Below are 26126 nucleotides of genomic sequence, written 5' to 3'. Positions count from 1 at the left end.
GGCGCCAGTGGTCCGCTGTGAACATGGCTTTCGTTAGCTGGAGGATCGGCGAAGGCGGTGCGCTGTGGGTAACACCGAGGCCAGGATCGGCAATCACGCGGTGGTGTTGGGAGCAAGCATGGCCGGCCTGCTGGCCGCGCGGTCGCTCGCCGACTTCTTCGACACGGTCACGGTGGTGGAGCGCGACGCCCTGCCGGACACCGACGGCGATCGCCGAGGTGTGCCGCAGGGCCGGCACCTGCACGCCCTGTTGCCCCGTGGGGCCCAGGTGCTCGGCGAATTTTTCCCGGGCATACTCGACGAGCTGGTCCGCGACGGCGCGCAGTACTTCGACGGGCGCGACCTGTCCCGGCTGCACTACAACGTGGGCGGGCACCTGCTGACGCGCACCGGCAGCGCCCCGTCGTTTTCGGCCTACTGCGCGACGCGGCCGTTCCTGGAGGGTCACGTCCGCAGGCGAGTGCGCGACATCGCCAATGTCACCGTGCTGGACGAGCACGACTTCGTGGCGCTGACCGCGACGCGCGATCGGCAACGCATCACGGGGGCGCGGGTGAGCAACCGCGGGACCGGCGAATGCACCGCGCTGGACGCCGATCTGGTCGTCGATGCCACCGGGCGCGGTGCTCGCACCCCGACGTGGCTGGAGGCTTTGGGGTACGAGCGTCCGCGTGAGGATCGCGTGGTGGTGCACCTGACCTACGCGAGCCAGCGGCTGCGCATGACCAGGGATCTGCCACACGAGATGGGTTTCCTCGTCGGGGTCGTACCAGGCAGGCCGAGAGGCGTTGGCCTGCTGCACTGCGAGAACGACACGTGGCTGTTCACCGTGATCGGCATAGCCGGCCACGAGCCCGCCCACGACCTTGCCGCCATGTGCGAGTTCGTGGCGGACTGTGCACCCGCGCACCTGCTCGACGCGGTGCGCCGCGCCGAACCCGTCGGCGAGCCGGTGCGGCACAAGATGCCGTGCAGTCGTTGGCGCCGTTACGACAAGCTGAGCCGCTTCCCGGCTGGGCTGCTGGTCACCGGCGATGCGATCTGCAGCTTCGACCCGATCTACGGCCAAGGCATGACGGTTGCCGCGCTCGAGGCGCTGGCGCTGCGCGATTGCTTGTCCGGCGGCACCGAGGATTTGGCGCGGCGGTTCTTCCGCGCGGCGGCAGCACCGATCCGACAGGCGTGGCAGCTGGGGGCCAACCCCGACCTCGCCCTGCCGGAGGTCGAGGGCACCCCACCGCTGATGTCGAGACTGCTGAACGGATACGTCGAACGCGTTCTGGCCGCGGCGGAATCCGACGCGGTCATCGTCGATCAGTTCACCAGGGTGACTTCGCTGCTCGACCCCGCGTCCCGGCTGTTGCGCCCGGAGATGATCTGCCGGGTTGCCCGCGCGCGCCTACGTAAGCCGCGTGATCGATCGATCGGCGTGACCGAGAGGCCGATCGTCTTTCCGGCAGTCCGCTCGCCGGAGCCGGCCGATGCGGATGACAGCGTCATCTTGAGCTGGTAAGCACCCTATTGCCGGGCCCATGACTGCCGCGCTGGCCTGCACGCAGTGCGTCGATGTCGTGACTAACCACGGTGGTAGGCAGGCGGCAGCGGCATCGCGAGGCCGGCCATGACGCCGCGCAGCCGCGTCGGGAAGTCGGTGATGATGCCGTCGACGCCGTATCCGATCTGTGTGCGCATGGCGCCGGCGTCGTTGACGGTCCATGGAATCACCTTGAGCCCCAACGCATGCGCGTGATCGGCGTAGGCCTTGCCGGTGACCAGCGCGTAGTTCGGCGAGACCATGTTGGCGCCCACCAGCAGCGCGCCGATCATCGGATCACCGACCACGGCGGCGTCGATGCCGTTCAGCCACGGCGAGCCCGGCGCCCACGTCTGCTCGTTGTACAGGGCCACCAACGGGATCGACGGCTCCGCGCGGCGCACCATGGGCAGGGTCCGCCAGTCGAAGCTCTGAATTTCCACCCGGTCGACCTTGCCCGCCGACCTGACCGCCGCCAGTATCACGTCGACGAATTCCTGGGGTCCGGCCGAGGCGTCCGGCTTGTCGGCCTCGACCTTCGTCTCGACGTTGAAGCGCACCCCGGCGTGATAGGAGTCGGTGAGCGCGAAGACGTCGGGCAACGTCGCTATCTTGTTGCCGCGCACCACTTCCGCGTCGGGGAACTCGGCCAGGCGCTTGCCGCAGTCGAGCGTGCGGATCTGGGCGAGCGTGAGGTCGTGCACGCGCTTGCCGACGTAGGGATACGCCGGGTCGCCCGCGAAGGCGGGCGCCGTGTCGGCGCACTTCTCCGCGTCGATCGTCGGGTCGTGCCACACCAGGGGCTCGGAGTCCTTGGTTATGCCGATGTCGAGTTCGAGTGTGCTGACGCCCAATTCGAGCGATTTGGCGAACGCCCGCAGGGACTCCTCGGTGGTCTCCCCGCGTCCGCCGCGATGGGCCTGCAGGTCGAACTCGGCCGGTTGCGCCGAAGCCGGCGGCGCGACAAGCACAGCCAGCGCCAGCAGCGCGCCCAAACTTCGCGAGCAGACGCAAAAGCCCCGAAAACATCGGCGTGTCGGGGGCTTTTGTGTCTGCCCGCGCAGAGACGTCACCCCCTGCGCTGACGGGCGATTTCGGCGAGCACCACCCCGGCGGCAACCGAGGCGTTCAGCGATTCGGTGCGACCCGCCATCGGAATCGATACCACCTCGTCGCAGGTCTGCCGCACCAACCGCGACAGGCCCTTGCCCTCCGAGCCGACGACCACGACCAGTGGGTCGGTGCCGTCCAGCTCGTCGACGGCGGTGTCCCCGCCGGCGTCCAACCCGACGACGCGGATCCCGGCGTCGGCCCAACCCTTCAGCGCCCTGGTCAGATTGGTGGCCCGGGCCACCGGGAGGCGCGCCGCGGCGCCGGCGCTGGTGCGCCAGGCGACCGCCGTCACCGAGGCCGACCGCCGCTGCGGGATCAGCACGCCGTGGCCGCCGAACGCGGCGACCGAGCGCACGATGGCGCCGAGGTTGCGGGGATCGGAGATGTTGTCCAAGGCGACCAGCAACGCGGGCGGACTGTCAAGAGCCGCCGCGAGCAGGTCGTCGGGGTGGGCGTAGTTGTACGGCGGCACCTGCAGCGCGATGCCCTGGTGCAGGTGGTTGGCGGTCATCCGGTCCAGGTCGGCGCGTGGCACCTCCAGGATGGCGATGCCCAAGTCGGCGGCGCGGGCGACGGATTCGGTGAGCCGCTCGTCGGCTTCGGTGCCGAGGGCGACGTACAGTGCGGTCGCCGGGACACCGGCGCGCAGGCACTCCAGCACCGGGTTGCGGCCCAGCACGGTTTCGGCCTCGTCGGTGCGCTTGGCGGGACGGCGCGGCTGCGACTGGGCCCGCTTGGCGGCCGGGTGGTGGGGGCGCATATGCGCCGGCGGCGTGGGCCCGCGGCCCTCCAGCCCGCGGCGGCGCTGGCCACCGGAGCCGACGGTAGGGCCCTTTTTGGTGCCGGATTTGCGTACCGCCCCGCGGCGCCGCGAGTTACCGGCCATCTACTTGCCGTCACCGCCCAGCGTCCACTGCGGCCCGTCGGCGGTGTCGGTGACCTCGATACCGGCGTTCTTGAGCCGATCCCGGATCTCGTCGGCCAGTGCCCAATTGCGTTGCTGGCGCGCCTTTTCCCGGTTTTCGATTTCGGCCTGCACCAGCACGTCGACGGCGGCCAGCGCGGCCGACGTCTCGTCGCGGGATTCCCAGCGCTCGTCGAGGGGGTCACAGCCCAGGATCCCCATCATCGCCCGGATCGCGCCGGCGTGTTTCAGCGCGCCCTCGTGGTCGCCGGACTCCAGCGCCCGGTTCCCCTCGGCGCGGACGTGGTGAATTTCGGCGAGCGCGGCCGGGACCGCCAGATCGTCGTCGAGCGCCTCGGCGAACTTCGGCGTCCACTCCCCCGGCTCGACCGCACCGACCCGGCTGCGCACGCGGTGCAGGAACTCCTCCACGCCCACATAGGCCTTGACCGCATCCTGCAGGGCCGTTTCGGAGAATTCCAGCATCGACCGGTAATGGGCGCTGCCCAGGTAGTAGCGCAGTTCGGCCGGGCGCACGCGCTGCAGCATCGCCGGGATGGCCAACACGTTGCCGAGCGACTTGCTCATCTTCTCGCCGCCCATGGTCACCCAGCCGTTGTGCAGCCAGTAGCGGGCGAATCCGTCACCGGCGGCGCGGCTCTGCGCGATCTCGTTCTCGTGATGCGGGAAGATAAGATCCATTCCGCCGCAATGGATGTCGAATTCCGGGCCGAGGTAGGTGCGGGCCATCGCCGAGCATTCCAGGTGCCAGCCCGGGCGGCCGCGGCCCCACGGTGAGGGCCACGACGGCTCGCCGGGCTTTTCGCCCTTCCACAACGTGAAGTCGCGCTGGTCGCGCTTGCCGGTCGCCGCGCCCTCACCTTGATGGACGTCGTCGATCTTGTGCCCGGACAGTTGGCCGTATTCGGGGTAGCTGAGCACGTCGAAGTAGACGTCGCCGGCCGAGGCGTACGCATGGCCGGTTTCGATCAGGCGTTCCATTAACTCGACCATCTGGGTGATGTGCCCGGTGGCTCGCGGCTCGGCGGACGGCGGCATCACGTCCAGGGCGTCGTAGGCGGCGGAGAAAGCGCGCTCGTAGGTGGCCGCCCACTCCCACCACGGCCGGCCGGCCGCGGCGGCCTTGGCCAGGATCTTGTCCTCGATGTCGGTCACGTTGCGGATGAACGCGACGTCGTAGCCGCGCGCGATCAGCCAGCGGCGCAGGATGTCGAACGCCACCCCGCTGCGGACGTGCCCGATGTGCGGCAGTCCCTGGACCGTGGCGCCGCACAGGTAGATGGAAACGTGCCCGTCGCGCAGCGGGACGAAGTCACGCACGGCACCGGCTGCCGTGTCGTGTAGCCGCAGGCGGGCGCGATCGGTCACGACGTGCCAGCTTACCTGCCCAATTGCCGCGACCTGCGACGGCGAGCGTCACGGCGGAGTGACCGTCGGCACCGAGCGCCACCCCGGCGAGTCGTTCGGGTCTCGCGGAGCTAGTCGGTGGGGAACACCAGCGCGGTGGCGACGGCGGCCAGTCCCTCGCCCCGTCCGGTCAGGCCGAGGCCGTCGGTGGTCGTCGCCGACACCGATACCGGCGCCCCCAGCAGATCGGACAGGACACTCTGCGCCTCCGCGCGCCGCGGACCCACCTTCGGCCGGTTGCCGATCACCTGGACGGCGGCGTTGCCGACGCGATAGCCCTGCCCCGCCATCAGGCCGACCACGTGGCGCAGCATGTCGGCGCCGCTGACGCCCGCCCAGCGCGGGTCGTCGACACCGAACACGGCGCCGATGTCGCCCAGCCCCGCCGCCGACAGCAGCGCGTCGCACAGTGCGTGCGCCGCCACGTCCCCGTCGGAGTGGCCGGCGCAGCCGTCGGCGCCGGCGAACAGCAGGCCCAGCAGCCGGCACGGGCGCCCTGCTTGGATCGGGTGCACGTCGGTGCCAAGCCCGACCCGGGGCAGGCCGGTCACCGGCGCACGATCGCTTGGGCCAACACCAGGTCGAGCTGCGTGGTGATCTTGAACGCCAGCGGGTCGCCGTCGACCACCTGCACCTGGCCGCCGACATGCTCGACGAGGGACGCGTCGTCGGTGAAATCCGCGGTGACCGCGCGTTCATAGGCACGCAGCAGCAAGCCGGTGGCGAAGCCCTGCGGCGTCTGCACCGCCCGCAGGCCCGCCCGCTCCGGCGTGCCCAGGACCACCCCGTTGGCATCCACGGCCTTGATGGTGTCAGACAGCGGCAGCGCGGGCACGACGGCGCCGTGGCCCGAACGCAGCGCGTCGACCACCCGCACGATCAGCCCAGGCGGGGTGAGTGCCCGGGCGGCGTCGTGGACCAACACGAAATCAGCGGGCGCGGGCAATTGGGGAAGCACTGCCAAAGCAAGACGGACCGAATCGATACGGCCGGCCCCGCCGGCGACGACCGTAGTGTGGCCGCCGAGGACTTGCTTGGCTTGGTCGATGCGATCGGCCGGGACGGCCGCCACGACATGGTCGACAACCCCGGACTCCAGCAACCCCGCGACGGCGCGTTCGAGCAGCGTGTGACCGTCGAGCTCACAGAATGCTTTCGGAATGCCGGCCCGCAGCCGTTCCCCTGACCCCGCGGCGGGGACCACTGCGACAACTGTGCCCCCGACCACCGGAGCTCAGGGCCTTCAGGAAGCGGCGGCCAGAACCTCGTCGAGGATGGTCTCCGCCTTGGCGTCGTCGGTGCTCTCGGCCAGCGCCAACTCACCGACAAGAATCTGACGGGCCTTGGCCAGCATGCGCTTCTCGCCGGCGGACAGGCCGCGCTCCTGGTCACGACGCCACAGGTCGCGCACCACCTCGGCCACCTTGTTCACATCGCCGGAGGCGAGCTTTTCCAGGTTGGCCTTGTAACGGCGGGACCAGTTGGTCGGCTCTTCCGTGTGCGGCGCGCGCAACACCTGGAACACCTTGTCGAGGCCCTCTTGCCCAACGACATCGCGGACACCGACGTATTCGGCGTTTTCTGCGGGCACTCGAACGGTCAGATCCCCCTGCGCAACTTTCAAGACGAGATACTCTTTTTGTTCCCCTTTGATGGTGCGGGTTTCGATCGCCTCGACTAACGCAGCACCGTGGTGTGGATAGACAACGGTGTCGCCGACCTTGAAGATCATCTGATTAGAGCCCCTTTCGTTACTTCAGTCTAACACGCCGGCCCCAGGCTTGTGGAACAACGTTGCAGGTCAGGGGCACATCGCGCGCAGGTTAGGGGTTGACAGGCGGAGCAAGACGTGCAAGGGCTCACAATACGCTTGTCCTCATTCGTCCCGAGCAAGCACCCCACCCAGGCCCCACGAGACCTCGCCAGGCTGGTCTGGCGCCCTGCGCTACCGCCGCCACGGCGTTCCTACTACTGTGCATAGTTGCATAGTCGAACCGCTGAAATGACAAGTCATGGTGCGTCGTGAGGGCGCGAGCCGAGCAGGAGGCATTGAGTGAACCGCTTCGCCGTCGTCGGTCTGGTCGCCCTGGTCACCGCGCTGCTCAGCGGTTGCGGAGCGGGTCAGATCTCCCAAATGGCCACCCAGGAGCCCGCCGTCAACGGCAACCGGGTCACCATCAACAACGTCGCCGTGCGCGACATCCGCATGCAGGCCGTGCAGACCGGTGACTTCCTGCAGCCGGGGCGGACCGTGAACCTCGTGGCGGTGGCCGTCAACCAGTCGCCGGATGTGCCGGACCGGCTGGTGAGCATCACCAGCGACGTCGGCACGGTGACCATCGCCGGTGACGGCCGGCTTCCCGCCGGGGGAATGCTGTTCATCGGCAAGCCCGAGGGCCAGAACGTGGCCCCCGGCCCGCTCGAGCCCAACAACGCCGTCAACGCGACCGTCGCCCTGTCCAAGCCCATCAGCAACGGCTTGAACTACAACTTCACCTTCAACTTCGAAAAGGCCGGGCAGGCCAGCGTGATGGTGCCGATTTCGGCCGGATTGGGCCCACAGAAGGTCTGACGAGGACCGGCCCGGCCTGTCACACCGGGCTTGTCGCACCCTCCCGATACCGTCATGGCGTGGCACATGCACGCTCGCAATACCGCTGCTCGGAATGCCAACACGTCACCGCCAAGTGGGTTGGCCGCTGCCTGGAGTGCGGCAGCTGGGGCACCGTCGACGAGGTGGCGGTGCTGGCCGCGGTCGGCGGAGCGGGACGTCGCACCGGGACGGCCGCGGCCTCGGCCTCACGGGCCGTCCCGATCAGCTCGATAGAGGCGCACAGCGCGCAGCACCGTTCCACCGGCGTCGCCGAACTGGACCGGGTGCTCGGGGGCGGCGTGGTCCCCGGCTCGGTCACGCTGCTGGCGGGCGATCCCGGCGTGGGCAAGTCGACGCTGTTGCTCAAGGTCGCCCACCGCTGGGCCCAGGCGGGCCGCCGGGCGCTGTACATCTCGGGCGAGGAGTCCGCCGGCCAGATCCGGCTGCGCGCCGACCGCATCAACTGCGGCGGTGACGAGGTGTACCTGGCCGCCGAGTCCGACCTGCACACGGTGCTCGACCACATCGCGACGGTCCGCCCGGCGCTGGTGATCGTCGACTCGGTGCAGACCATGTCCACCACCGAGGCCGACGGCGTGGCCGGCGGCGTCACCCAGGTGCGCGCGGTGACGGCCGCCTTGACGGCCGCCGCGAAGGCCGCCGGCGTCGCCCTGATCCTGGTCGGCCACGTCACGAAGGACGGGGCGATCGCCGGGCCGCGCTCCCTGGAGCACCTCGTCGACGTGGTGCTGCACTTCGAGGGCGACCGGAACGGGTCGCTGCGGATGGTCCGCGGGATCAAGAACCGGTTCGGCGCCGCCGACGAGGTGGGGTGTTTCACGCTGCACGACAACGGGATCGAGGACGTCAACGACCCGTCGAGCCTCTTTTTGGATCAGCGGCCGGCGCCGGTCCCGGGCACAGCTATCACGGTGGCGCTGGACGGCAAGCGGCCGCTGATCGGCGAGGTGCAGGCGTTGCTGGCGACCCCGGCGGGCGGCTCGCCGCGCCGCGCGGTCAGCGGCATCGACCACGCCCGGGCGGCGATGATCACCGCCGTGCTGGAAAAACACGCCCGGTGCAACATCGCCGTCAACGACGTCTACCTGTCGACCGTGGGGGGCATGCGGTTGACCGACCCGTCCTCGGATCTCGCCGTCGCGATCGCCCTGGCCTCGGCTTACACGAACCTGCCGCTGCCCACCACCGCGGTGATGGTCGGCGAAGTGGGGCTCGCGGGCGACCTGCGCCGGGTCAGCGGGATGGAGCGGCGGCTGGCCGAAGCCGCACGCCAGGGGTTCAGCGTCGCGCTCATCCCGGACGGCGACGACCCCCGGCGCGAGATAGTGCCGAGCGGTATGCGGGCGCTGCGGGCACCGACCATCGTCGCGGCCCTGCAACACATGAAAGCCCTCGCCGAGAGCCCCAGGCTGGACGCATAACGCCGTGGGGCCGCACAATGACACGCTGTGACCCGTCCGACACTGCGTGAGACCGTCGCCCGGCTGGCGCCGGGCACCGGGCTGCGGGACGGCCTCGAGCGCATCCTGCGCGGCCGCACCGGCGCGTTGATCGTGCTCGGCAATGACGAGAACGTCGAGGCCATCTGCGACGGCGGCTTCGCCCTCGACGTCCGGTACGCGCCGACGCGGCTGCGCGAGCTGGCCAAGATGGACGGCGCCGTCATCCTGTCCACCGACGGCAGCCGCATCGTGCGCGCCAACGTCCAGTTGGTCCCGGACCCCTCGATACCCACCGACGAGTCGGGCACCCGCCACCGGTCGGCGGAGCGGGCCGCGATCCAGACCGGCTACCCGGTGATCTCGGTCAGTCACTCGATGAACATCGTGACCGTCTACGTCGCCGGCGAGCGCCACGTGGTGGCCGATTCCGCGACCATCCTGTCGCGGGCCAACCAGGCGATCGCCACCCTGGAGCGGTACAAGATGAGGCTCGACGAGGTCAGCAGGCAGCTGTCGCGGGCCGAGATCGAGGACTTCGTCACGCTGCGCGACGTGATGACGGTGGTGCAGCGGCTGGAGTTGGTCCGGCGCATCGGCCTGGCCATCGACTACGACTGTGTCGAGCTCGGCACCGACGGGCGCCAGTTGCGGCTGCAGCTCGAAGAGCTGTTGGGTGGCAACGACATCGCCCGCGAGCTGATCGTCCGGGATTATCACGCCAGCCCCGAGCCGCTGTCCGAGGGGCAGATGACCGCCACGTTGGACGAGCTGGACGCCCTGTCGGACACCGAGCTGCTCGACTTCACCTCGCTGGCAAAGGTTTTCGGATATCCGACGACGGCGGAGGCGCAGGATTCGGCGCTCAGCCCGCGCGGCTACCGCGCGATGGCCGGGATCCCGCGCCTGCAGTTCGCCCACGTGGATCTGCTGGTCCGGACGTTCGGGACGCTGCAGGACCTGCTGGCCGCCAGCGCCAACGACCTGGAGTCGGTGGACGGCATCGGCGGGATGTGGGCCCGCCACGTGCGGGAAGGCTTGTCGCAGCTGGCCGAGTCGACGATCGCCGATCCGCTCAGCTGAACCCGATCAGCCGGCGGGAACGGGGCCGGGGGCGACGCCCGGCGGTGCCTCGGGCGGCGGCGCGAGCGCCGGCTGACCCGGCTGCCCCGGCACCGGCCCCGGCGGCGGGGGCGGCTGGTTCATGATGAACGGGACCGGCTGCGAACGCAGGTTGCCCAGCTGCACGACGAGGTTGTAGGTGCCCGGCCCGATCGCGGGTCGCGGCAGCGGGCAGTGCGGCGCGGACCCCATGCCCGTCCAGGTGACCGCCGTCGTCACCTGCTCGCCCGGCGTGAAGGTCTTGATCAGCGTCTCGTTGGACGGCGCGCAGTCCAGGTTGGACCACAGCCGCTTGTTGTCCAGCGAGTACACGTAGGCGGCGAGCGACGCCGCGCCTACGTCGCGTTTGCAGGACACCAGGCCGATGTTGGTGACGACCATGGTGAACTTCGGCTGGTCACCGATGAAGTACTGGGGCGCGTTGGTCAGGCCCTTGACCGCGAGGGTCGAGTCGGGGCAGTCATCGCCCTCCTTGAGCACCGGCGGCGGCTGCACAGCGGCGGTGGGCGTGGGCGACTCGGGGTTTTGCCCCTGCGGCGCCACCGGGGTGGCACCCTCCTGCCCCGCCGGGGGCGGCGCCTGGCTCGGGGGCGCCGCAGGCTTGCTCTGGGCGGAGTTGGCCTTGTCGGCGCCGGCGGGCTTGGCGCCCGACTTGTTGCCCATGAAGGCGACGACGATGGCGGCCACGACGCCGACCACGACGACCGCGAGTCCCAGGGCCAGGCCCCTGCGCCGCCAATAGATCTCGGTGGGTAGCGGGCCACGCGGTTCCAGATCCAGCACGATCACACCGTAGGCCCAGGTCACGCGGATTTGTTCGATCCGCCTCGGCGTGTCGCCCTGTTTGCCGGCCGACGGCCGTGTTAGTGGCGGGTCGAACGGCGGTCGTTATTCGCCGATGTCACCGACGTGCTCGACCAGCGCGGCGCGCCCGTCGGAAAGGTGGTAGGTGACGCCCGCGATCCCCAACGTGCCGGCGGAAACCCGCTCCGCGATGGCCGAGGAGCGCGCCATGAGTTGCGCCAGCGTCTCCTTGACGTGGCGTTCCTCGAATTCGTCGACACGGCTCAGGCCGTCGCGGCGCCCCATCAGGATCGACGGCGCGACCCGCTCCACCACGTCCCGCACGAAGCCGCCCGGTATGGCGCCGTCATGGATCGCCGCCAGCGCCGCCTTGACGGCGCCGCAGCTGTCGTGGCCGAGGATGACGATGAGCGGCACGTCGAGGACCGTCACCGCGAACTCGATGGAGCCCAGCACCGCCGAGTCGATGACCTGACCGGCGGTGCGAACCACGAACATGTCGCCCAGGCCCTGGTCGAAGATGAGCTCGGCGGCCACGCGGCTGTCGGAGCAGCCGAACACCACCGCGGTGGGTTTCTGGCCCGCGGCGAGGCTGGCCCGGTGGTCGACGCTTTGGCTGGGATGCAGGGGCTGGCCGGCGACGAACCGCTCGTTACCCTCTTTGAGTGCTTTCCATGCTGTTACCGGGCTGGTGTTTGGCATGGCCCCCATCATGCCGCACGGACGCATGAACTTCGCCGCGAACGAGATCATCGACTGGTACGAGCGGTCGCGCCGCGACTTGCCCTGGCGGGCCCCTGATGTCACGGCATGGCAGATCCTGGTCAGCGAGTTCATGTTGCAGCAGACGCCGGTGGCGCGGGTGCTACCGATCTGGCCGGACTGGGTGCGCCGCTGGCCGACGCCGTCGGCCACCGCGGCGGCCAGCGCCGCCGACGTGCTGCGCGCCTGGGGCAAGCTCGGCTATCCCCGGCGGGCCAAGCGCTTGCACGAGTGCGCGACGGTGATCGCGCGCGACCACGGCGACGTGGTGCCCGACGACGTCGACGTCCTGATGACGCTGCCGGGCGTCGGTAGCTACACCGCGCGCGCGATCGCGTGCTTCGCCTACCGCCGCCCGGTGCCGGTGGTGGACACGAACGTGCGCCGCGTCGTGGCCCGCGCGGTTCACGGCCTGGCCGACGCCGGCGCGCCGTCCGCCGCACGCGACCACGCCGACGTCTCCGCCCTGCTACCGGAAGACGAACGGGCGCCGCGGTTTTCGGTGGCGCTGATGGAACTCGGCGCGATCGTGTGCACGGCCCGGGCGCCGCGCTGCGGGCTGTGCCCGCTTGACGGCTGCGCGTGGCGCCGTGCCGGTTGTCCCCCGGCGCAGGGGCCGGGCCGCCGGGCGCAGACCTACGCCGGCACCGACCGTCAGGTGCGCGGCCGGCTGCTGGATGTCTTGCGCGCCAATGACTTCCCGGTCACCAGGGCGGATCTGGACGTGGCCTGGTTGACCGATCCCGTGCAGCGCGACCGGGCGCTGGATTCGTTGCTGGCCGACGGCCTGGTGACCAGGACCGCCGACGGCCGGTTCGCGTTGCTGGGCGAGGGGTGACCTGCGTCGATCAGAGGTCTTCAGAGGTCGTTGCCGGCGTAGGACTGGTTGAAGCTTTTGTTGGCCAAGGGGAAGTCGGGGACGATCGTGTCGGCCATCGCGACGGGCAGCGCGGGCCAGTTGAACCAGGACGGGTCGACGATCTTCGCGCGGGTGAGGCGATTGGTGGCGTCGATCTCGACGCGGTGAACGACGGTGCCGCGCCAGCCCTCGACGATGCCGATCCCGCTGCGCGCCGCGTGCTGAACCGGCGCCGAGCCGCCGTATTCTATTGCACCCGAGTGTGATTCGATGAGGTGGCAGGCCAGCTCGGTGGACGCGGTGAATTCGTCGCGCCGCACCGTGTAGCGGGCCAGCACGTCACCATCGCCGGCGCCGATCTCGGTGACGGGCAGCGCGGTGGTGGGGTGTTCGAGGCGGGCGTCGGTGCGGATGCCGCTGGCCCGCGCGACATAGCCCAGGCAGCCGAGGGCCTGCGCGTCTTCACGCTGCAGCACGGCCGTTCCCGCGAATCTGTCGTACACCAGGGAGTTGCGCAGGGTCAGTTCGGCGATCTCGGTGACGTCGGCCGCGATCGATCGCAGCTCGTCGGCGTCGGGCAGCGCCCGCAGCGCGACCGCGCCGGGGCGGATCGCGCCGCGCAGCAGCCGGTGTCCGGTGACATTCGCGTTGAGCCGCAGCAGTTGTTCGCGGACGCGCTGCGTGTGTGCGTGCGCGAGGCCGAACCCGACGTCGTTGGCCAGCGCCCCCAGATCCGCGGCGTGGTTGTAGAGCCGCTCGAGTTCGACGAGCAGGGCCCGCAGGCCTTGTGCCTCGTCGGGCAGCTCGATCCCGAGCGCGTCTTCGACGGCCAGGCTGTGAGCGAGCACGTGCCCGACGGAGGTGTCACCGCTGACGCGTTCGGCGAGGTCGACCGCGCCCTCGGCCGGCCGGCCCTCGAACAGCTTTTCCACGCCGCGGTGCACGAACCACAGCCGGGCCTTCAGCCGCAACACGCTTTCGCCGGCGACGGAGAAGCGGAAATGGCCGGGCTCGATCAGCCCGGCGTGCACCGGGCCCACCGGGATCTCATACACCCCGGGACCTTCGACGGTGACGAAGGGGAAATGACCGACATTGTCGAAGCGCGGCGCGGGTCCGGCTTCGCCGCGCATCGGGTACCACTCCTCGGGCCAGTGCGCATGCCGCACCAGTCGGCGCGCTTTGGGATGCCCTAGGGGCCGGATCCCGTACAGGTCCGCCATCTCGCGCTCGAAGCGGCCGGCGACAAAAGACAGGTACGCCAGCGAATGCAGGACCGGGTCGTTCTTGTTCACGACGCATTCGAGCTCGATGCGGCGGTCGGGCCGGCCGGCCAGGAACAGGTGGACAACCCGCAGGGCGTCGCCGTCGTCGTGGGCGGCCACCAGGGCCAGGCGAAACCCCCTGTCCAGCAAGTCTTCTGCCGTCTCGGCGAGACTGTGCTGGGAGAGCCTGTGGCGCAACCAGTTCCGGCTCAACGCGGCACCCCGACGTGGCTTGCGGCGGTGGTGAACAGGCCGGTGAGCGGGCCGGCCGTGACACCGAGGGCCAGCGATGCGGCGACGCCGACGATCAGGGCCGCGGCCACCGTCCGGGGCACTCTGATCTCGGGTGCGGCCACGGGGCCGTCGCCCAGCAGGATGCGGCCGCAATTGCGTGCGAGCGCGGCGAAGGCGACGACGATCAGCAGCAGGGCAGGAGCCAGGGCCCAGGTGAGTCGGGCGTCGGCCAGCGAGCGGGCGATGGCCAACTCGCTGGCGAACATCGCGAACGGTGGCAGCCCGAGCAGCACGATGACACCCACGCCGAGCGATAAGCCGATGAGGCGGGAGCGCCGCAGCACGCCGCCGATGTCGGCGATCGCGGTGGAGCCGTGCGCGGCCTGCAGCTGGCCGCTCGCCAGGAACAGCACGGTCTTGCCCATACCGTGGGCCAGCACGTGCAACAGCAGCGCGGCGATGGCCAATGTGGTTCCGGCGGCCGCGGCGATCGCGATCAGGCCCATGTTCTCCATCGACGAATACGCCAGCATCCGTTTGATGTCCGGTGTCACCGTCAGCATCAGGGCCGCGACCGCCAGGGTCGCCAACCCGATCACCAGCAGCCCGGACCGCATGAACGCCGGCCCGGCCGCTGCGGTGATGACCGGTTTGATGCGGATCAGCACCGAAAACGCCACCGACAGCAGCACCCCGCTCATCAGCGCCGAAACCGGTGCCGGGGCCTGGCTGTGGGCGTCGGCCAACCAGGTGTGGAACGGGAAGAGTCCGACCTTCGCGCCGTAGCCGATCAGCAGCAACCCGCCCGCGAGCCGGGCGATGTCGGGGTTGAGCCCGCCGGCATGCCCGGTGAGGACGTCGAGGTTCAGGGCTGCCGCGGCCGGGGCGCCGGCGTGCTCGGCGGCGTAGTAGAGCAGCACCGTGCCCAGGAAGGCGATGGCGATGCCGACCGAGCAGATCACGACGTACTTCCAGGTCGCCTCGAGCGCGCCGCGGGTGCGCCGGTGCCCGACCAGGAACGCGGTGATCACCGTGGTGGCTTCGACGGCGATCCAGATGACGCCGATGTTGTTGGCGCACACAGCGACAACCATCGCTGCCAGGAAGGCCGCGGTCAGCGCCCCATACACGCGGGCGCCGAGCGGATCGGTGTGCCGATGCGCGAGCTCGGCGTCGATGTAACCGATGCTGGCCCAAGTGGCCAGTGTCGCAACGCTTCCGATGACGATCAGCATCGTGACGGTCAGGGCATCGACCCGCAGCAGGCCGCCCAGGGCGAGCCGCGTCCCCGATCCGACACCGAAACCGAGTGCGGCGCCACAGCCGAGCACGCACACCGCCGACAGGACGATCAGCGTCGCGCTGGCCCTGCGCCATCCGGCGATCAGGGTGGCGACCGACGCGCCGACCGGCGCAAGGATCGCGGCGAGCAGTAAACCGGTCATCAGTCGTGCAGCTCCTGCAACGCATCCAGGTCGGCGCCGCCGAACGTGCGGGACAGCCGGCCGGTCAGGACGCCGATCACGATGACCGCGAACAGCACGTCGAGCGAGGCGCCGAGTTCGACGATCAGCGGCACGCCGGCCGTCAGCAGAAACGCGGCGGCGGCGATCCCGTTGTCCAGCAGCAGGAATCCCGCGGCCTGCGACACCGCATGACGCCGCGTCACCATCACGAGCAGGGCGATGAGCACCACCGCGGTGGCGGCCGGCACCGCGGTGGTGGTGGCCGCGGGCTGCAGGTTCACCAGGGCGCCGGTGGTGGCGAAGGCGGCCAGGGTCAGGCCGGCGGTGATCAGCAGCGAGGTCGCGGTGTTGACCAGCGGGGTGGCTTCCCGCCGGCCTTGCGGCTCGGCGCGGACCGCGCGCGCCAGCAGCCGCGGCAGCACCGCGGCCCGCAACACCAGCACGGCGACACCGACGCCGATGAGGGCCCTGTCGCCGTCATACGCGCCACGCAGCACCGGTATCGCCGCCAGGGCGGCGCCCTGCCAGCCCAGCAGGCGGGTGATGGCGGTCAGGTCGCGGCGCCACACGATCAGCACCGCGGCCAACAGCAGCCCCCCGGCGGCGAGGTCGACCGAGACCGCAAAAGTGTTGTACGTCATGCCGGAACCGCGAAGAAGTTGGCCGCGATGACCGCGAGCAGCGCCAGCAGAAACGATCCGGCCAGTAGCTCGGGGACCCGGAACAGCCGCAGTTTGGCGACGAACACCTCGACGGTCGCCAACAGCCCCGCCAGCAGCGCGACCTTGGCCACCACCGCCGCAAGGCCGACGGCGAGGTCCACCGCGCCGGGCCGGCCGCCCGCGATGCCCCACGGCGCGAACAGGTTTGCCAGCAACGCCAACAACACCGTGAGCCGCATCCCCGTCGCCCATTCGACCAGCGCCAGCCGCGGCCCGGCGTATTCGAGCACCATCGCCTCGTGGACCATGGTCAGCTCGAGATGGGTGGCCGGGTTGTCCACGGGCAGGCGCCCGGTTTCGGCGACGATGACGATCACCAGCGCGGTGAACGCCAACACGCCCGCGAGCGACACCACCTGCCCGGGGTGGGTGACGGTGTGCGACACCAGGGCACCGAGATTGGCCGACCCCGCCGGCATCGACACCGCGAACACCGCCAGCAGGATGGTGGGCTCGACAAGCGCGGCGATGGTGATCTCACGGCTGGCGCCCATGCCGCCGAAGGAGGTGCCGGTGTCGATCCCGGCCAGGGTCACCGCGACCGTGCCGACGAACAGCAGGCCCACCACCGCGAACAAGTCGGCGCTGGCATCCAGGGGGGATCCGGTCGCGACCAGCGGCGCGATGGCGGCGATCAGCAAAGCCGAGCCGGCGACGACGGCGGGCGCGGCCGCGAACACCACCGTCGTTCCGCGCGGTGTGATCCGTTGCTTGCCAAGCTGTTTGACGATGTCGCGCCACGGCTGCAGGATACCGCCACCGACGCGGCCCTCCCAGCGGGCGCGCACCTGGCGGGTCAGGCCGACCACCAGCGGCGCCCCGGCCATCACGGCGCCGATCTGCGCCGCGCCCGCGACGTAGGACAGCACGTTCATCGGGCGACCACCAGCACGGTCAACACACCGAGCGCGCCGTAGGCCAGATACAGGTGGACGCTGCCGGTGTGTGCGCGCCGAACCCATTCCGCCGCGGCCGAGATCGCCCGGATCACCGGCGCGTAGCAGCGTTCCTCGATCGCGTCGGTGATCCGGGTGCTGTAGGTGACCTTGTCGGCCAGGTAGCGGGACTCGGCGCTGTGCGTGACTTCGATGTCGGTGTCGGGGCGCAGCACATCGTCGAAGACCCGTTGCAGGGGCTCGGCGAAGGAAGTCGCCGTGTATTGCATGCGTGGGGTGAGATCGTCCGCGCCGCAGGCCCATAGCGGCGACGTGACGGGCTCGGGGCGCCGCGCCCGGCGCCACCGGGTGAGTGCGGCCGCGGCCAGCGCCGCCCCGCAGAGGCCGGCGGCGATCACCCCGGGCGCGATCGAGCCCTGCAGCCCCGGCAGCCGGACGAACGCGCCCAGGTCGGTGAATTCCACCGCCCGGGCCGCGGGTAGCGCCGCGACGGCCCGGCGCAGCGCGGGTGCGACGGTCACCGGTGCCACCGCGAGCGTCACACACGCGGCCGCCGCCAGCGCCATGCCGGCCAGCATGCTGCGCGGCGCCTCGAGGGCCCCGGCGGCCTGCTCCGAGCGCGGCCGCGCCAAAAATCCGATGCCGAACGCCTTGACCATCGCCGCGACCCCCAGCCCGGTGGTGAGCGCGACCGCGCCGACCGCCAGCGGCGTGGTCAACGCCAAGACGGCGACGTGCTCGGGGGCGGTGTGGATCAGCGACTGGACCAGCAGCCACTCGCTGACGAATCCGGCGCCCAACGGCAGCCCGCACGCCCCGAGCGCCGCCACCCCGAACAGGGTGGTGGTGACCGGCATCCGTCGGGCCAGACCGCCCAGCCGGTCGAGGTCGCGCAGCCCGGTGGCGGCCAGCACCGAGCCCGCGGACAGGAATCCGAGGCTCTTGAACGCCGCGTGCGCGATCAGGTGCAGCATGGCCGCGGCCGCGGCGATCGTCGCAGCCCGGGTTGCACCGGCGGCGGCGAACAGCGTGGCGGCGCCCAAGGCCAGCGTGATCAGCCCGAGGTTCTCGGTGGTCGAATAGGCAAGCAGCCGTTTGAGATCCGTGGCCACCGAGGCCTGCACCACGCCATAGAGCGCCGACACCCCGCCGACGACCATCAGGACGAGGCCCCACCAGCGGGGACCCGGGCCCAGCAGCTGCAGATCGAAACGGCAGATGCCGTAGACGCCGAGGTTGACCATCGCGGCGCTCATCAAGGCCGACACCGGGCTGGGGGCTTCCGGGTGGGCGCGCGGCAACCAGGCGTGCAGGGGAACCAGCCCGGCCTTGGAACCGAACCCCGCAACCGTCAGCAGGAACACCGCGGTGCGCGCACCCTCCGGTATCCGGTGCAGGTCGGCGAGCCGGTCGGCGCCGCCGGCCGCGGACAACACCACCAGCCCGATCAGGATCGCGACGAACCCCAACTGGGTCATCACCGCGTACACCAGGGCGGCGGAGCGCACCTGCGGGCGGGTGTGTTCGGCCAGCACGAGCACCAGTGATGCGACGGCCATCAGTTCCCACGCCAGCAGGAAGGTGGTCACCGACCCCGCCGCGGGTACGACGAGCATCGCCGCGACGAACAGCGGCAACACCGCGAGCGGCACCCCGCCCAGGTGGCCCCGCCGGGCATAGCCGATCGTGTAAAGCCCGACGACGACGGCGACCGCGCCGGTGAGCGCCACGAAGAATCCGCCCAAGGGCTCCAGGCTCAGCCGCACCCCCGACAACGGGAGCAGCCACCCGATGCGCACCGCGGGCACCGAACCGAACATTCCCTGCAGGCCCGCCCAGACTCCGATCGCGCCCAGCAGCGACGTCAGCGCCCCCGCGGCCGCGGGCCTGAAGTCCTTGGAGCCCAGGGAGTTTGGCGCGACGACCGGGCGGGTGGCCAGTTCCGTGGTCACTTGCCGGTCACCGATCGCAGGGCCGCGACGATCTCGCCGGGCGTCGGCGGGCAGCCGGGAATGTCCAGATCGACCGGCACCAGCTCACCGACGGCGCCGGCCACCCCGTAGGCATCGGCGAAGACACCCCTGTTGATCGCGCAGTCCCCGCAGGCGATCACCCGGCGCGGCCGAGGAGTGGCGTCGAGCGTGGCGCGCAGGGGACCCGCCATGTTGTGCGTCACCACGCCGGTCACCAGCAGCGCGTCCGCGTGCCGCGGCGAGGCCACCAGGCGCGCACCGAACCGCTCGGCGTCATACACCGGCCCGAATGCTCCGGCGATCTCCACTTCGCACCCATTGCAGGAGCCGGCGTCGACGTGCCGGATCTGAAGCGAACCACGCACTCCCGCAACCGGTTTCATCGCCTGCGGCGGTAATGGTTCCGCGCGTTGGGTGATCCGGCCGACACGGAAGGCCTTCGAAATCCAGCCCATGACCGCTACTGCGCGCTCCCCGCGCGCATCTCCTCCAGCACCGCCACCCGGTCGCTGAGCACCCCGGTGAGAACCTTGCGCGCGACCAACAGCAGCTCGGCGATGTCCGGTGAGGCGATCGAGTAGATCATCGTGTTGCCGTCCCGGCGCGCTTCCACCACGCCGGCCCGGCGCAACACACCCAGTTGCTGGGACAGGTTCGATGACTCCACCCCGACCTCGGGCAGCAGTTCGGCCACCGACTTGTCCCCGGCGACGAGCAGCTCGAGCACCCTGATCCGCGCCGGATGCCCCAATGTCTTGAAGAACTCGGCCTTGACCTTGTACAGCGGCACCGACACGCGGGATCTCCTGAAGATTCGATGCTTCCTATGCTTGAACAATTGAAGAATTTATCAGATGGTGTAGCTGCGCGCTCGGTGGGGCGTTAGCGCAAAGGCCCGCACCCGCACAACCCGACACGCCGCCGCGCAAGCGTTCCACGTGGGACTCATATCCGCGCCTTACCCTGCCGATGTGCCCAGCGAGGAGGCCGCCGAGGGATCCCGCTTGCCGCCGGTGTCCCGGCGCGCGGTGCTCGGCGGCCTGAGCCTGCTGCCGCTGGCCGCCGCCATGCGCGGCTCCCTGCCCATCGCTTCCGCCGACGCGGGCTACCGGTTCCTGTCGCCGCACCAGGCCGCGGTGCTCGACGCGGCCACTCGCCGGCTTATCCCCGGGCCGCAAGACTGCCCGGTCGAACTCGGCAGCCCCGGGGCGCACGAGGCGAACGTGGTCAATTACCTGGACCGGATGCTGTCGGTCTTCGACGTCACGCCCGCCGACGTGCACGCCGGTGGCCCGTGGAGCAACCGCGCCGGCGGTTCGCAGGACTACATGGCCACCTTCGTCCCGCTCAACCGCGCCCAGGCCTACGGATGGCAGCAGCGGCTGACGCAGCTGCGCAACCAGTACACCAGCGGCATCGCGCTGCTCGACCAGCAGGCCGGCGGCGACTTCACCGCGGTGCAGCCGGTCCGCCAGGACCTCATCCTGGCCCATGGGCCGGCGGCTGCCTTCGCCAACGTCCTGTTCGGTCACACCATCGAGGCGATGTACAGCGTCCCCGAGTACGGCGGCAACGCGAACCTGGTCGGTTGGCAGGACATCAAGTACCCCGGGGACTCCCAGCCGCGGGGATACACGCCCGCCGAGGTGGAGGCGACCCAGTGGGACGTCGTCGTCGTCACCGACATCGTCAACCGCCTGCGCCGCGGCTGGGAGGGCGTCGTCGCCAAACTCGGCGGGAGGGGCGGCGTGAGTGCCTAAGGCGGTCATCGTCGGCTCCGGCGCCGGCGGATCTACGGTGGCGATGGAGCTCGCCGAGAACGGCTGGGACGTAGTGATATTCGAGAAAGGATCCAACTACTTCACCAACCTGGACGGGACCGGGCCGCTCGGGACGACGTTCGCCAACGACGAACTCAAGGCGCTGTACCGCTATTTCGAGCAGCCGGACCCACTGGCCTACCCGCGCACATATCGGACCAGCGCCAGCCAGCCCGCCGGCTACGTCGGCCCGGTCAACGAGCTTCCGGTGACCGTCGGCGGTGGAACCGTGCACTGGGACGCGAAGGTGCCGCGGTTCTGGGACATCGACTTCAAGGGGCTGTCGATGCTCGGCCCGCAACCGGGCGCGGACGTGCAGGATTGGCCGTTCGAATACAACGAGATCGCGCCGTACTACGACGCGATCGAAACGCTGCTCGGGACGCAGGGCGACGTCCGGTCGATACCCAGCCTCTCCTTCAGGCACGCGCCGCGCACGCAGCAGTACGCGATGCCGCCCGGGCCGCAGCAGCGCTCGTCCACGCTGATCGCCAAGGGCGCCAGGCGCATCGGACTGCACCCGTATCCGTTCCCGACCGCGATCAATTCGGTCGAGTACGACGGCCGCCCGGCGTGCAACAACTGCGGGTTCTGCAGCAACTACGGCTGCCCGATCTCGGCGCGGGTGGGCGCGCTGGCGCCGCTGCGCCGGGCGCTGCGGACCGGGCGGACGCAGCTGCGCCCCGAAACCACGGTCACCAAGGTCAACTTCACCGGCCGGCGCGCCACCGGCGTCTCCTATCTGGACCCGAGGGGTAATCCCGGCGGGGAGAGCGCCGACCTGGTGGTGCTGGCCGCCTCGGCGATCGAGACGGCGCGCCTGGCGTTGCTCTCCGGCCTGCCCGACGCCAGCGGACGGATCGGCGCCCGCCTGATGTTCCACAACTTCGTCGACGGGTTCGGCATCTACCTCGACCAGCGGGTGCACGCCTACCGCGGCCGCTCGATCACCCAGTGCATGGAGGATTTCTGCGACCCGAACTTCCCCGGAGCGCGGCTCGCTGCGAAACTGGCCGGGCTGCCCTACATCCGCGGCGGCCTGTGCGAGCTGGGCGGGAGCCAGGACCCGATCACCGAGGGCAAGTTCTACCAGGAGATCCTGGGATTCCTGCCGGGGGTGCAATTGTTCGGCAGCCCGTTCAAGGACCTGATGCGCGCCTCGCTGCTGCGAGACCGGCTCGCCGGCGTCAACTTCATCGGCACCGACCTGCCCTACCTGAGCAACAACGTCACCCTCGACCCGACGGTCACCGACCTCAACGGCCAGCCCGTGGCCCGCGTGACCTGGGCGCCCGGCAAGCACGAGGCGGTCGCGCAGGCCTTCTATCTGGTGCCCATCACCGCGATGATGGCGGCGGCCGGCGCGCAGCTGTTCGCCGCGATCCCCGACGGCCTGGAGCGGAAACTGGGCGGCGGCACCCCACCGAACACCAAGCACGTGATGGGCGGCATGCAGATGGGGGTGTCCCCGGCGACGAGCGTCGTCGACCCGAACGGGCGGATGCACCAGATGGACAACGTCTACGTCGCCGACGGCAGCGTGTTCGTCACCTCGGGCTGCCAGAACCCGACCAACACGCTCATGGCGGTGGCGCTGCGCACCGCCTTTGGGCTCACCGGCCGGCGGTAGCCGCCAGGAAAGATTCCACCGCGTCGCGGTATACCTCCGAGGCTTCGTCGTGCACCAGATGGCCGGCCTCCGGAACGCGCAAATATGTTGTCGGCGAATCAGTTTCGGCCATGGCGCGCATCTGCCCCGGCGGGGTGACGGAGTTGCCCGCCTCGATGAGCAGCGCCGGGGCTCGCACGGCCTCCCACTGCGCCCAGTAGTCCCGGGTGCCCCATTCGGCGGCGATCTCGATCCACCGGGAGGTGTGCCCATGCAACCGCCACCCGCGTTCCGTGCGGTCGAAGGCGTCCAGGAAATACCGGCCGGCGACCGGTCCAAATTCACCGAAAACCTTTTCGGCGGAATCGAATTCGACGGGAAGGGCGTGCAACCACGGCTCCCACGGACCGGTGGTGCGGCCGCGGAAGTCCGGCGCCATGTCCTCGACAACCAGCGCCGTGACCAGGTCCGGGCGTTCCGCGGCCAGGCACCACGAGTGCAGGGCGCCCATCGAATGCCCCACCAGCCTGGCCGGCGCCCCCAGGGTCCCGACCGCGTCGGCCAGGTCGGCCACAAAGCGTTCCGTGCTGATGGGGTGGGGATCGTCGACGTCGCGGCCCCGGTGCCACGGGGCGTCGTAGGCGTAGACGGTGCCCAGCCGGGTCAGCCACGGCAGCTGCCGCGACCAGGTGGTGCCGCGGCCCATCAGGCCGTGGACCAGCACCAACGGCTCCCCCTGGCCGCCGTGGCAGGTCAACAGATCGCCGGGCATACCCCCATCTTGCGTGTCCCGCCCGGGGGTTGGACAGACTCGGCCGCGCGGTAGCCTAGCGGAATGCCGCATGTGGTGAAGATCAACGCAATCGAGGTGCCCGCGGATGCCGGCCCCGAGCTGGAGAAGCGGTTCGCCCACCGCGCGCACGCCGTCGACAGCCAGCCCGGCTTCCTCGGCTTCCAGCTGCTGCGCCCCATCAAGGGCGAGAACCGCTACTTCGTGGTGACGCACTGGGAGTCCGAGGAGGCCTTCCAGGCGTGGGCGAAGGGGCCCGCGATCGAGGCCCACGCCGGCGAGCGGGCCAATCCGGTGGCGACCGGGGCGTCGCTGCTGGAGTTCGAGGTCGTGATGGACGTTGCCGGCACCAAGCAGGGTGGCTAGCGGGCGGTCGATGCGGCGCCGCGCGGTGGCATTGGGCGCCGCCGCGGCCCTGGTCGTGACGCTGGCGCCGGGCTGCGCGCCCTCCCCCGCGCCGCACGCGAACGCGGCCAACGCGGGCCGCCAGATCGACACCCGGACGCCGCCCGGCATCCGCGCCCAGCAGACCCTGGACATGCTGAACTCTGACTGGCCCATCGGCCCGGTCGGGGTCGGCACCCTCGCCGCGCCGGACAAGGTCGAGTCGGTCGAGACCACCATGGAGGGACTGTGGTGGGACCGTCCGTTCACCCTCGACGGCGTGGACCTCGGCGCCAGCGTGGCCACCCTGCACCTGATCACCTCCTACGGCGCGCGCCAAGACATCCGGATCCACACCGACGACGAGGGCCGGGTCGACCGGTTCGACGTCGACACCCTGCCCCCGAAGGTCAGCTCCTGGCACGACGTCGACGCCGTGCTGAGCAAGACCGGGGCCCGCTACTCCTACCAGATCGCCAAGGTGAACGACGGCCACTGCGACCCCGTGGCCGGTACCAACACCGGCGAATCCCTGCCGCTGGCATCGATTTTCAAGCTGTACGTACTGCACGCGGTGGCCGGCGCCGTCAAGGCCGGGACGGTGTCGTGGGACGATCAGCTCACCGTCACCGACAAGAGCCGCGCGGTGGGCTCGTCGGGCCTGGCTTTGCCTGCCGGAGCGCAGGTTTCGGTGCGCACGGCCGCCGAGAAGATGATCGCCACGAGCGACAACATGGCCACCGACCTGCTGATCGGGCGGCTGGGCACGCACGCCATCGAGGAAGCGCTCGCGACCGCAGGCCATCACGACCCGGCCAGCATGACGCCGTTCCCGACCATGTACGAGCTGTTCTCCGTCGGCTGGGGCCAACCCGATCTGCGCGACCAATGGAAGCAGGGCTCCCAAGAGGTTCGCGCCCGGTTGCTGGCGCAGGCGAATTCCACTTCCTACCAACCCGATCCGACCCGCGCCCACACGCCGGCCTCGACGTACGGCGCCGAGTGGTACGGCAACGCCGAGGACATCTGCCGGGTGCATGCCGCGCTGCAGGCCGACGCGGTCGGCCCGGCCGCGCCCGTCCGACAGATCCTGTCCGCCGTGGCCGGCATCCAGCTCGACCGGAACGTGTGGCCGTATATCGGCGCGAAAGCCGGTGGCCTGCCTGGTGATCTGACCTTCAGCTGGTACGCCGTCGACAAGAATCGGCAGCCGTGGGTGGTCAGTTTCCAGCTCAACTGGCCGCGCGATCACGGGCCGACAGTGACCGGCTGGATGTTGCAGGTGGCCAAGCAGGTTTTCGCGCTTATCGCGCCCCGATAGTCAGGTGAGCAACGCAGAGTCGCTGCTGGACACCTTTCCCGGGCGGCTGTTCATCGAACGCATGCGGTCGGTCGGTGGCCTCGGCGCGCCGGAGGAGCTGATTTCGGCCGCGAGCCGGGCGGTCGGCAGCTACCTGTACTCCGATCGCTGTCTGGACGTCGCGGACTTCGACGTCGACGACCTGGAGCTGCGCGCGTACGACGAGGCCGGGCTCTCGGCCCTGTCGGCGCTGCCCACGTTCGGGTCGCCGCAGATCCATCAGGGCGCGCTCGGCGAACTGCGCGCGCCGAACGTCAGCAACCGGGAGCCGTTGAGCGCGTTGCCGAAGGGCGCGTTCTGGACGTCCACCCCGATCACCGACAACGACGACAGCTGGACCCTGTGCGGCGAGAACCTGGCTCGCGAAAGCCCGCGCTGGGAAGTGCGTTTCGACACCGCGCGCGTTCGCGTCGCCCTGATCGACTCGGCCCGCGACTGGGCCGACTTGATCGACTCGCATGCAGCCACGGCGAACGGCTGCAGGTACCCGGACTGGCGCGCGATCGCGCAGTCCTGGGACGCGGTGCACCTGTCACCCGCGGGATTGCTGCTGGCCCATCCCAAGATCTCGGTCACCCCGTTCAGCACGGCCGACGGCTCGGGCCACGCGCACAGCCCGGCGGGACCCTACGTCAGCGTCGCGGACTGGTCCGCCGTCTCGACGGCGTGGCTGCGCGAACCGCCGAGTTTCGAATTCGCACCGGCGCCGGGTCCGGCTTGACTCCGGGCATCGGCGACTTACGAATTCGATAGCGTATGCGCTACCAACTTTCAAGCAAGCCGCATGGTCTGGGCAGCGGGTAACGCAAACGAAATTCTTTATGCCCCAATCAACCTAGTTGGTCGATGGTGGTGGTTGGGGTTGGAAGGGGTCGTACCACCACCAGTCGGCGCGCTCGCCGAGGGGTCCGGGGTAGGGCGCCACGGTGGGTGGGGGGGGGTGGGGGGACGGGGGGGGGCCGGGGGGGGGGGGTGGGCCGTGCTGGTCGGTGACGGAGATCTTGGGAGGGGGCAGCAGCAATGCCGCG

26 protein-coding genes and 1 pseudogene are annotated in these 26126 nt (G+C 70.3%); 10 read left to right on the top strand and 17 right to left on the bottom strand.

Translation table 11 applies throughout. The annotated features are described in order from the left end of the window. The first annotated feature begins 118 nt into the window (after positions 1-118). Positions 119-1513, top strand: a complete 1395-nt coding sequence (locus tag A5696_RS02685) for an NAD(P)/FAD-dependent oxidoreductase (RefSeq protein ID WP_067873282.1) — start codon at positions 119-121, stop codon at positions 1511-1513. Positions 1514-1575: 62 nt separating this feature from the next. Here the strand turns inward: A5696_RS02685 and A5696_RS02680 are convergent, their stop codons facing one another. The 6 genes from A5696_RS02680 to carD all read right to left on the bottom strand — a co-directional run bounded on the left by A5696_RS02680 (position 1576) and on the right by carD (position 6711). Next, positions 1576-2529 (bottom strand): glycerophosphodiester phosphodiesterase, encoded by a 954-nt coding sequence (locus A5696_RS02680; protein WP_067873011.1) that lies wholly within the window; start codon positions 2527-2529, stop codon positions 1576-1578. A 74-nt stretch (positions 2530-2603) separates the two neighbouring features. Beyond that, entirely contained in the window at positions 2604-3533 is a 930-nt protein-coding gene (gene rlmB / locus A5696_RS02675) for a 23S rRNA (guanosine(2251)-2'-O)-methyltransferase RlmB (RefSeq protein ID WP_067873008.1), read from the bottom strand. Then, positions 3534-4940 carry a cysteine--tRNA ligase gene (gene cysS, locus A5696_RS02670; RefSeq protein WP_067873005.1) on the bottom strand — a complete coding sequence of 469 codons (1407 nt, stop codon included), beginning with the start codon at positions 4938-4940 and terminating at the stop codon, positions 3534-3536. 110 nt (positions 4941-5050) lie between these two features. Continuing rightward, entirely contained in the window at positions 5051-5530 is a 480-nt protein-coding gene (gene ispF, locus A5696_RS02665; RefSeq protein ID WP_067873002.1) for a 2-C-methyl-D-erythritol 2,4-cyclodiphosphate synthase, read from the bottom strand. After that, a complete protein-coding gene (ispD, locus tag A5696_RS02660) occupies positions 5527-6207 on the bottom strand; it encodes a 2-C-methyl-D-erythritol 4-phosphate cytidylyltransferase (protein WP_067872999.1) in 681 nt (226 codons plus the stop codon). Before ispD ends, ispF begins: the two co-directional genes overlap by 4 nt. A gap of 15 nt (positions 6208-6222) precedes the next feature. Next, positions 6223-6711 (bottom strand): RNA polymerase-binding transcription factor CarD, encoded by a 489-nt coding sequence (gene carD / locus A5696_RS02655; RefSeq protein WP_003419482.1) that lies wholly within the window; start codon positions 6709-6711, stop codon positions 6223-6225. 321 nt (positions 6712-7032) lie between these two features. Between carD and A5696_RS02650 the strand changes: the two genes are divergently transcribed. Genes A5696_RS02650 through disA form a run of 3 tightly spaced genes read left to right on the top strand, consistent with a single transcriptional unit; the run spans position 7033 to position 10115 of the window. Next, complete coding sequence (locus A5696_RS02650; protein ID WP_067872996.1) at positions 7033-7551, top strand: hypothetical protein; 519 nt, start codon at positions 7033-7035, stop codon at positions 7549-7551. Between the two features lie 59 nt (positions 7552-7610). Further along, entirely contained in the window at positions 7611-9014 is a 1404-nt protein-coding gene (gene radA, locus A5696_RS02645; protein ID WP_067872992.1) for a DNA repair protein RadA, read from the top strand. Between the two features lie 27 nt (positions 9015-9041). Beyond that, positions 9042-10115 (top strand): DNA integrity scanning diadenylate cyclase DisA, encoded by a 1074-nt coding sequence (gene disA, locus A5696_RS02640; RefSeq protein ID WP_067872989.1) that lies wholly within the window; start codon positions 9042-9044, stop codon positions 10113-10115. 6 nt (positions 10116-10121) lie between these two features. Here the strand turns inward: disA and A5696_RS02635 are convergent, their stop codons facing one another. Both A5696_RS02635 and A5696_RS02630 read right to left on the bottom strand, forming a co-directional pair. Beyond that, the gene (locus tag A5696_RS02635; RefSeq protein ID WP_156738229.1) at positions 10122-10937 is read right to left on the bottom strand and encodes a hypothetical protein; all 816 of its coding nucleotides are present in this window, start codon (positions 10935-10937) and stop codon (positions 10122-10124) included. A 105-nt stretch (positions 10938-11042) separates the two neighbouring features. Next, on the bottom strand, positions 11043-11660 hold the full coding sequence (locus A5696_RS02630; RefSeq protein ID WP_067873279.1) for a carbonic anhydrase: 618 nt from the start codon (positions 11658-11660) through the stop codon (positions 11043-11045). Between A5696_RS02630 and A5696_RS02625 the strand changes: the two genes are divergently transcribed. After that, positions 11659-12558 carry an A/G-specific adenine glycosylase gene (locus A5696_RS02625; RefSeq protein ID WP_067872984.1) on the top strand — a complete coding sequence of 300 codons (900 nt, stop codon included), beginning with the start codon at positions 11659-11661 and terminating at the stop codon, positions 12556-12558. The genes A5696_RS02630 and A5696_RS02625 overlap by 2 nt on opposite strands. A 20-nt stretch (positions 12559-12578) precedes the next feature. On the opposite strand, the gene A5696_RS02620 is transcribed toward A5696_RS02625, so the two are convergent. Genes A5696_RS02620 through A5696_RS02590 form a run of 7 tightly spaced genes read right to left on the bottom strand, consistent with a single transcriptional unit; the run spans position 12579 to position 19931 of the window. Continuing rightward, positions 12579-14057, bottom strand: coding sequence for an NADH-quinone oxidoreductase subunit C (locus A5696_RS02620; RefSeq protein ID WP_067872982.1), 1479 nt, complete (start codon positions 14055-14057; stop codon positions 12579-12581). After that, complete coding sequence (locus A5696_RS02615) at positions 14054-15523, bottom strand: proton-conducting transporter membrane subunit (RefSeq protein WP_067872979.1); 1470 nt, start codon at positions 15521-15523, stop codon at positions 14054-14056. The genes A5696_RS02620 and A5696_RS02615 overlap by 4 nt, the downstream gene beginning before the upstream one ends. Continuing rightward, the gene (locus A5696_RS02610) at positions 15523-16185 is read right to left on the bottom strand and encodes a hypothetical protein (RefSeq protein ID WP_067872976.1); all 663 of its coding nucleotides are present in this window, start codon (positions 16183-16185) and stop codon (positions 15523-15525) included. Before A5696_RS02610 ends, A5696_RS02615 begins: the two co-directional genes overlap by 1 nt. Continuing rightward, a complete protein-coding gene (locus tag A5696_RS02605) occupies positions 16182-17132 on the bottom strand; it encodes a respiratory chain complex I subunit 1 family protein (RefSeq protein ID WP_067873273.1) in 951 nt (316 codons plus the stop codon). Before A5696_RS02605 ends, A5696_RS02610 begins: the two co-directional genes overlap by 4 nt. 5 nt (positions 17133-17137) lie before the next feature. After that, entirely contained in the window at positions 17138-19069 is a 1932-nt protein-coding gene (locus A5696_RS02600) for a proton-conducting transporter membrane subunit (protein ID WP_067873276.1), read from the bottom strand. 41 nt (positions 19070-19110) lie between these two features. After that, positions 19111-19590 carry an NADH-quinone oxidoreductase subunit B family protein gene (locus A5696_RS02595; RefSeq protein WP_067872973.1) on the bottom strand — a complete coding sequence of 160 codons (480 nt, stop codon included), beginning with the start codon at positions 19588-19590 and terminating at the stop codon, positions 19111-19113. A gap of 5 nt (positions 19591-19595) precedes the next feature. Then, positions 19596-19931 (bottom strand): lsr2/espR transcriptional regulator, encoded by a 336-nt coding sequence (locus tag A5696_RS02590; RefSeq protein WP_067872971.1) that lies wholly within the window; start codon positions 19929-19931, stop codon positions 19596-19598. A 175-nt stretch (positions 19932-20106) separates the two neighbouring features. Between A5696_RS02590 and A5696_RS02585 the strand changes: the two genes are divergently transcribed. Together A5696_RS02585 and A5696_RS02580 are read left to right on the top strand one after the other, a co-directional pair. Then, positions 20107-20895 (top strand): gluconate 2-dehydrogenase subunit 3 family protein, encoded by a 789-nt coding sequence (locus A5696_RS02585; RefSeq protein ID WP_067872968.1) that lies wholly within the window; start codon positions 20107-20109, stop codon positions 20893-20895. Continuing rightward, positions 20888-22585 carry a GMC oxidoreductase gene (locus A5696_RS02580; RefSeq protein WP_156738224.1) on the top strand — a complete coding sequence of 566 codons (1698 nt, stop codon included), beginning with the start codon at positions 20888-20890 and terminating at the stop codon, positions 22583-22585. The genes A5696_RS02585 and A5696_RS02580 overlap by 8 nt, the downstream gene beginning before the upstream one ends. On the opposite strand, the gene A5696_RS02575 is transcribed toward A5696_RS02580, so the two are convergent. After that, entirely contained in the window at positions 22569-23336 is a 768-nt protein-coding gene (locus A5696_RS02575; RefSeq protein ID WP_067872963.1) for an alpha/beta fold hydrolase, read from the bottom strand. The two genes, A5696_RS02580 and A5696_RS02575, sit on opposite strands and share 17 nt — an antisense overlap. Positions 23337-23399: 63 nt before the next feature. On the opposite strand from A5696_RS02575, the gene mhuD reads away from it, so the two are divergent. The 3 genes from mhuD to A5696_RS02560 are packed head-to-tail and all read left to right on the top strand — an operon-like array spanning position 23400 to position 25819. After that, entirely contained in the window at positions 23400-23720 is a 321-nt protein-coding gene (gene mhuD / locus A5696_RS02570; protein WP_067872960.1) for a mycobilin-forming heme oxygenase MhuD, read from the top strand. A gap of 10 nt (positions 23721-23730) precedes the next feature. Next, positions 23731-25059 carry a serine hydrolase gene (locus A5696_RS02565; protein ID WP_067872957.1) on the top strand — a complete coding sequence of 443 codons (1329 nt, stop codon included), beginning with the start codon at positions 23731-23733 and terminating at the stop codon, positions 25057-25059. A 4-nt stretch (positions 25060-25063) separates the two neighbouring features. Then, on the top strand, positions 25064-25819 hold the full coding sequence (locus A5696_RS02560) for a hypothetical protein (protein WP_067872942.1): 756 nt from the start codon (positions 25064-25066) through the stop codon (positions 25817-25819). Positions 25820-25933: 114 nt separating this feature from the next. On the opposite strand, the pseudogene A5696_RS29040 reads toward A5696_RS02560, so the two are convergent. Next, positions 25934-26126, bottom strand: a pseudogene (locus tag A5696_RS29040) (hypothetical protein); the annotation flags it as partial.

The organism is Mycobacterium sp. E2699, from assembly GCF_001666745.1.
Classification (GTDB): domain Bacteria; phylum Actinomycetota; class Actinomycetes; order Mycobacteriales; family Mycobacteriaceae; genus Mycobacterium.
Note: the sequence above shows the minus strand (reverse complement) of the source record. Positions and strands in the feature narration are given on the sequence as shown.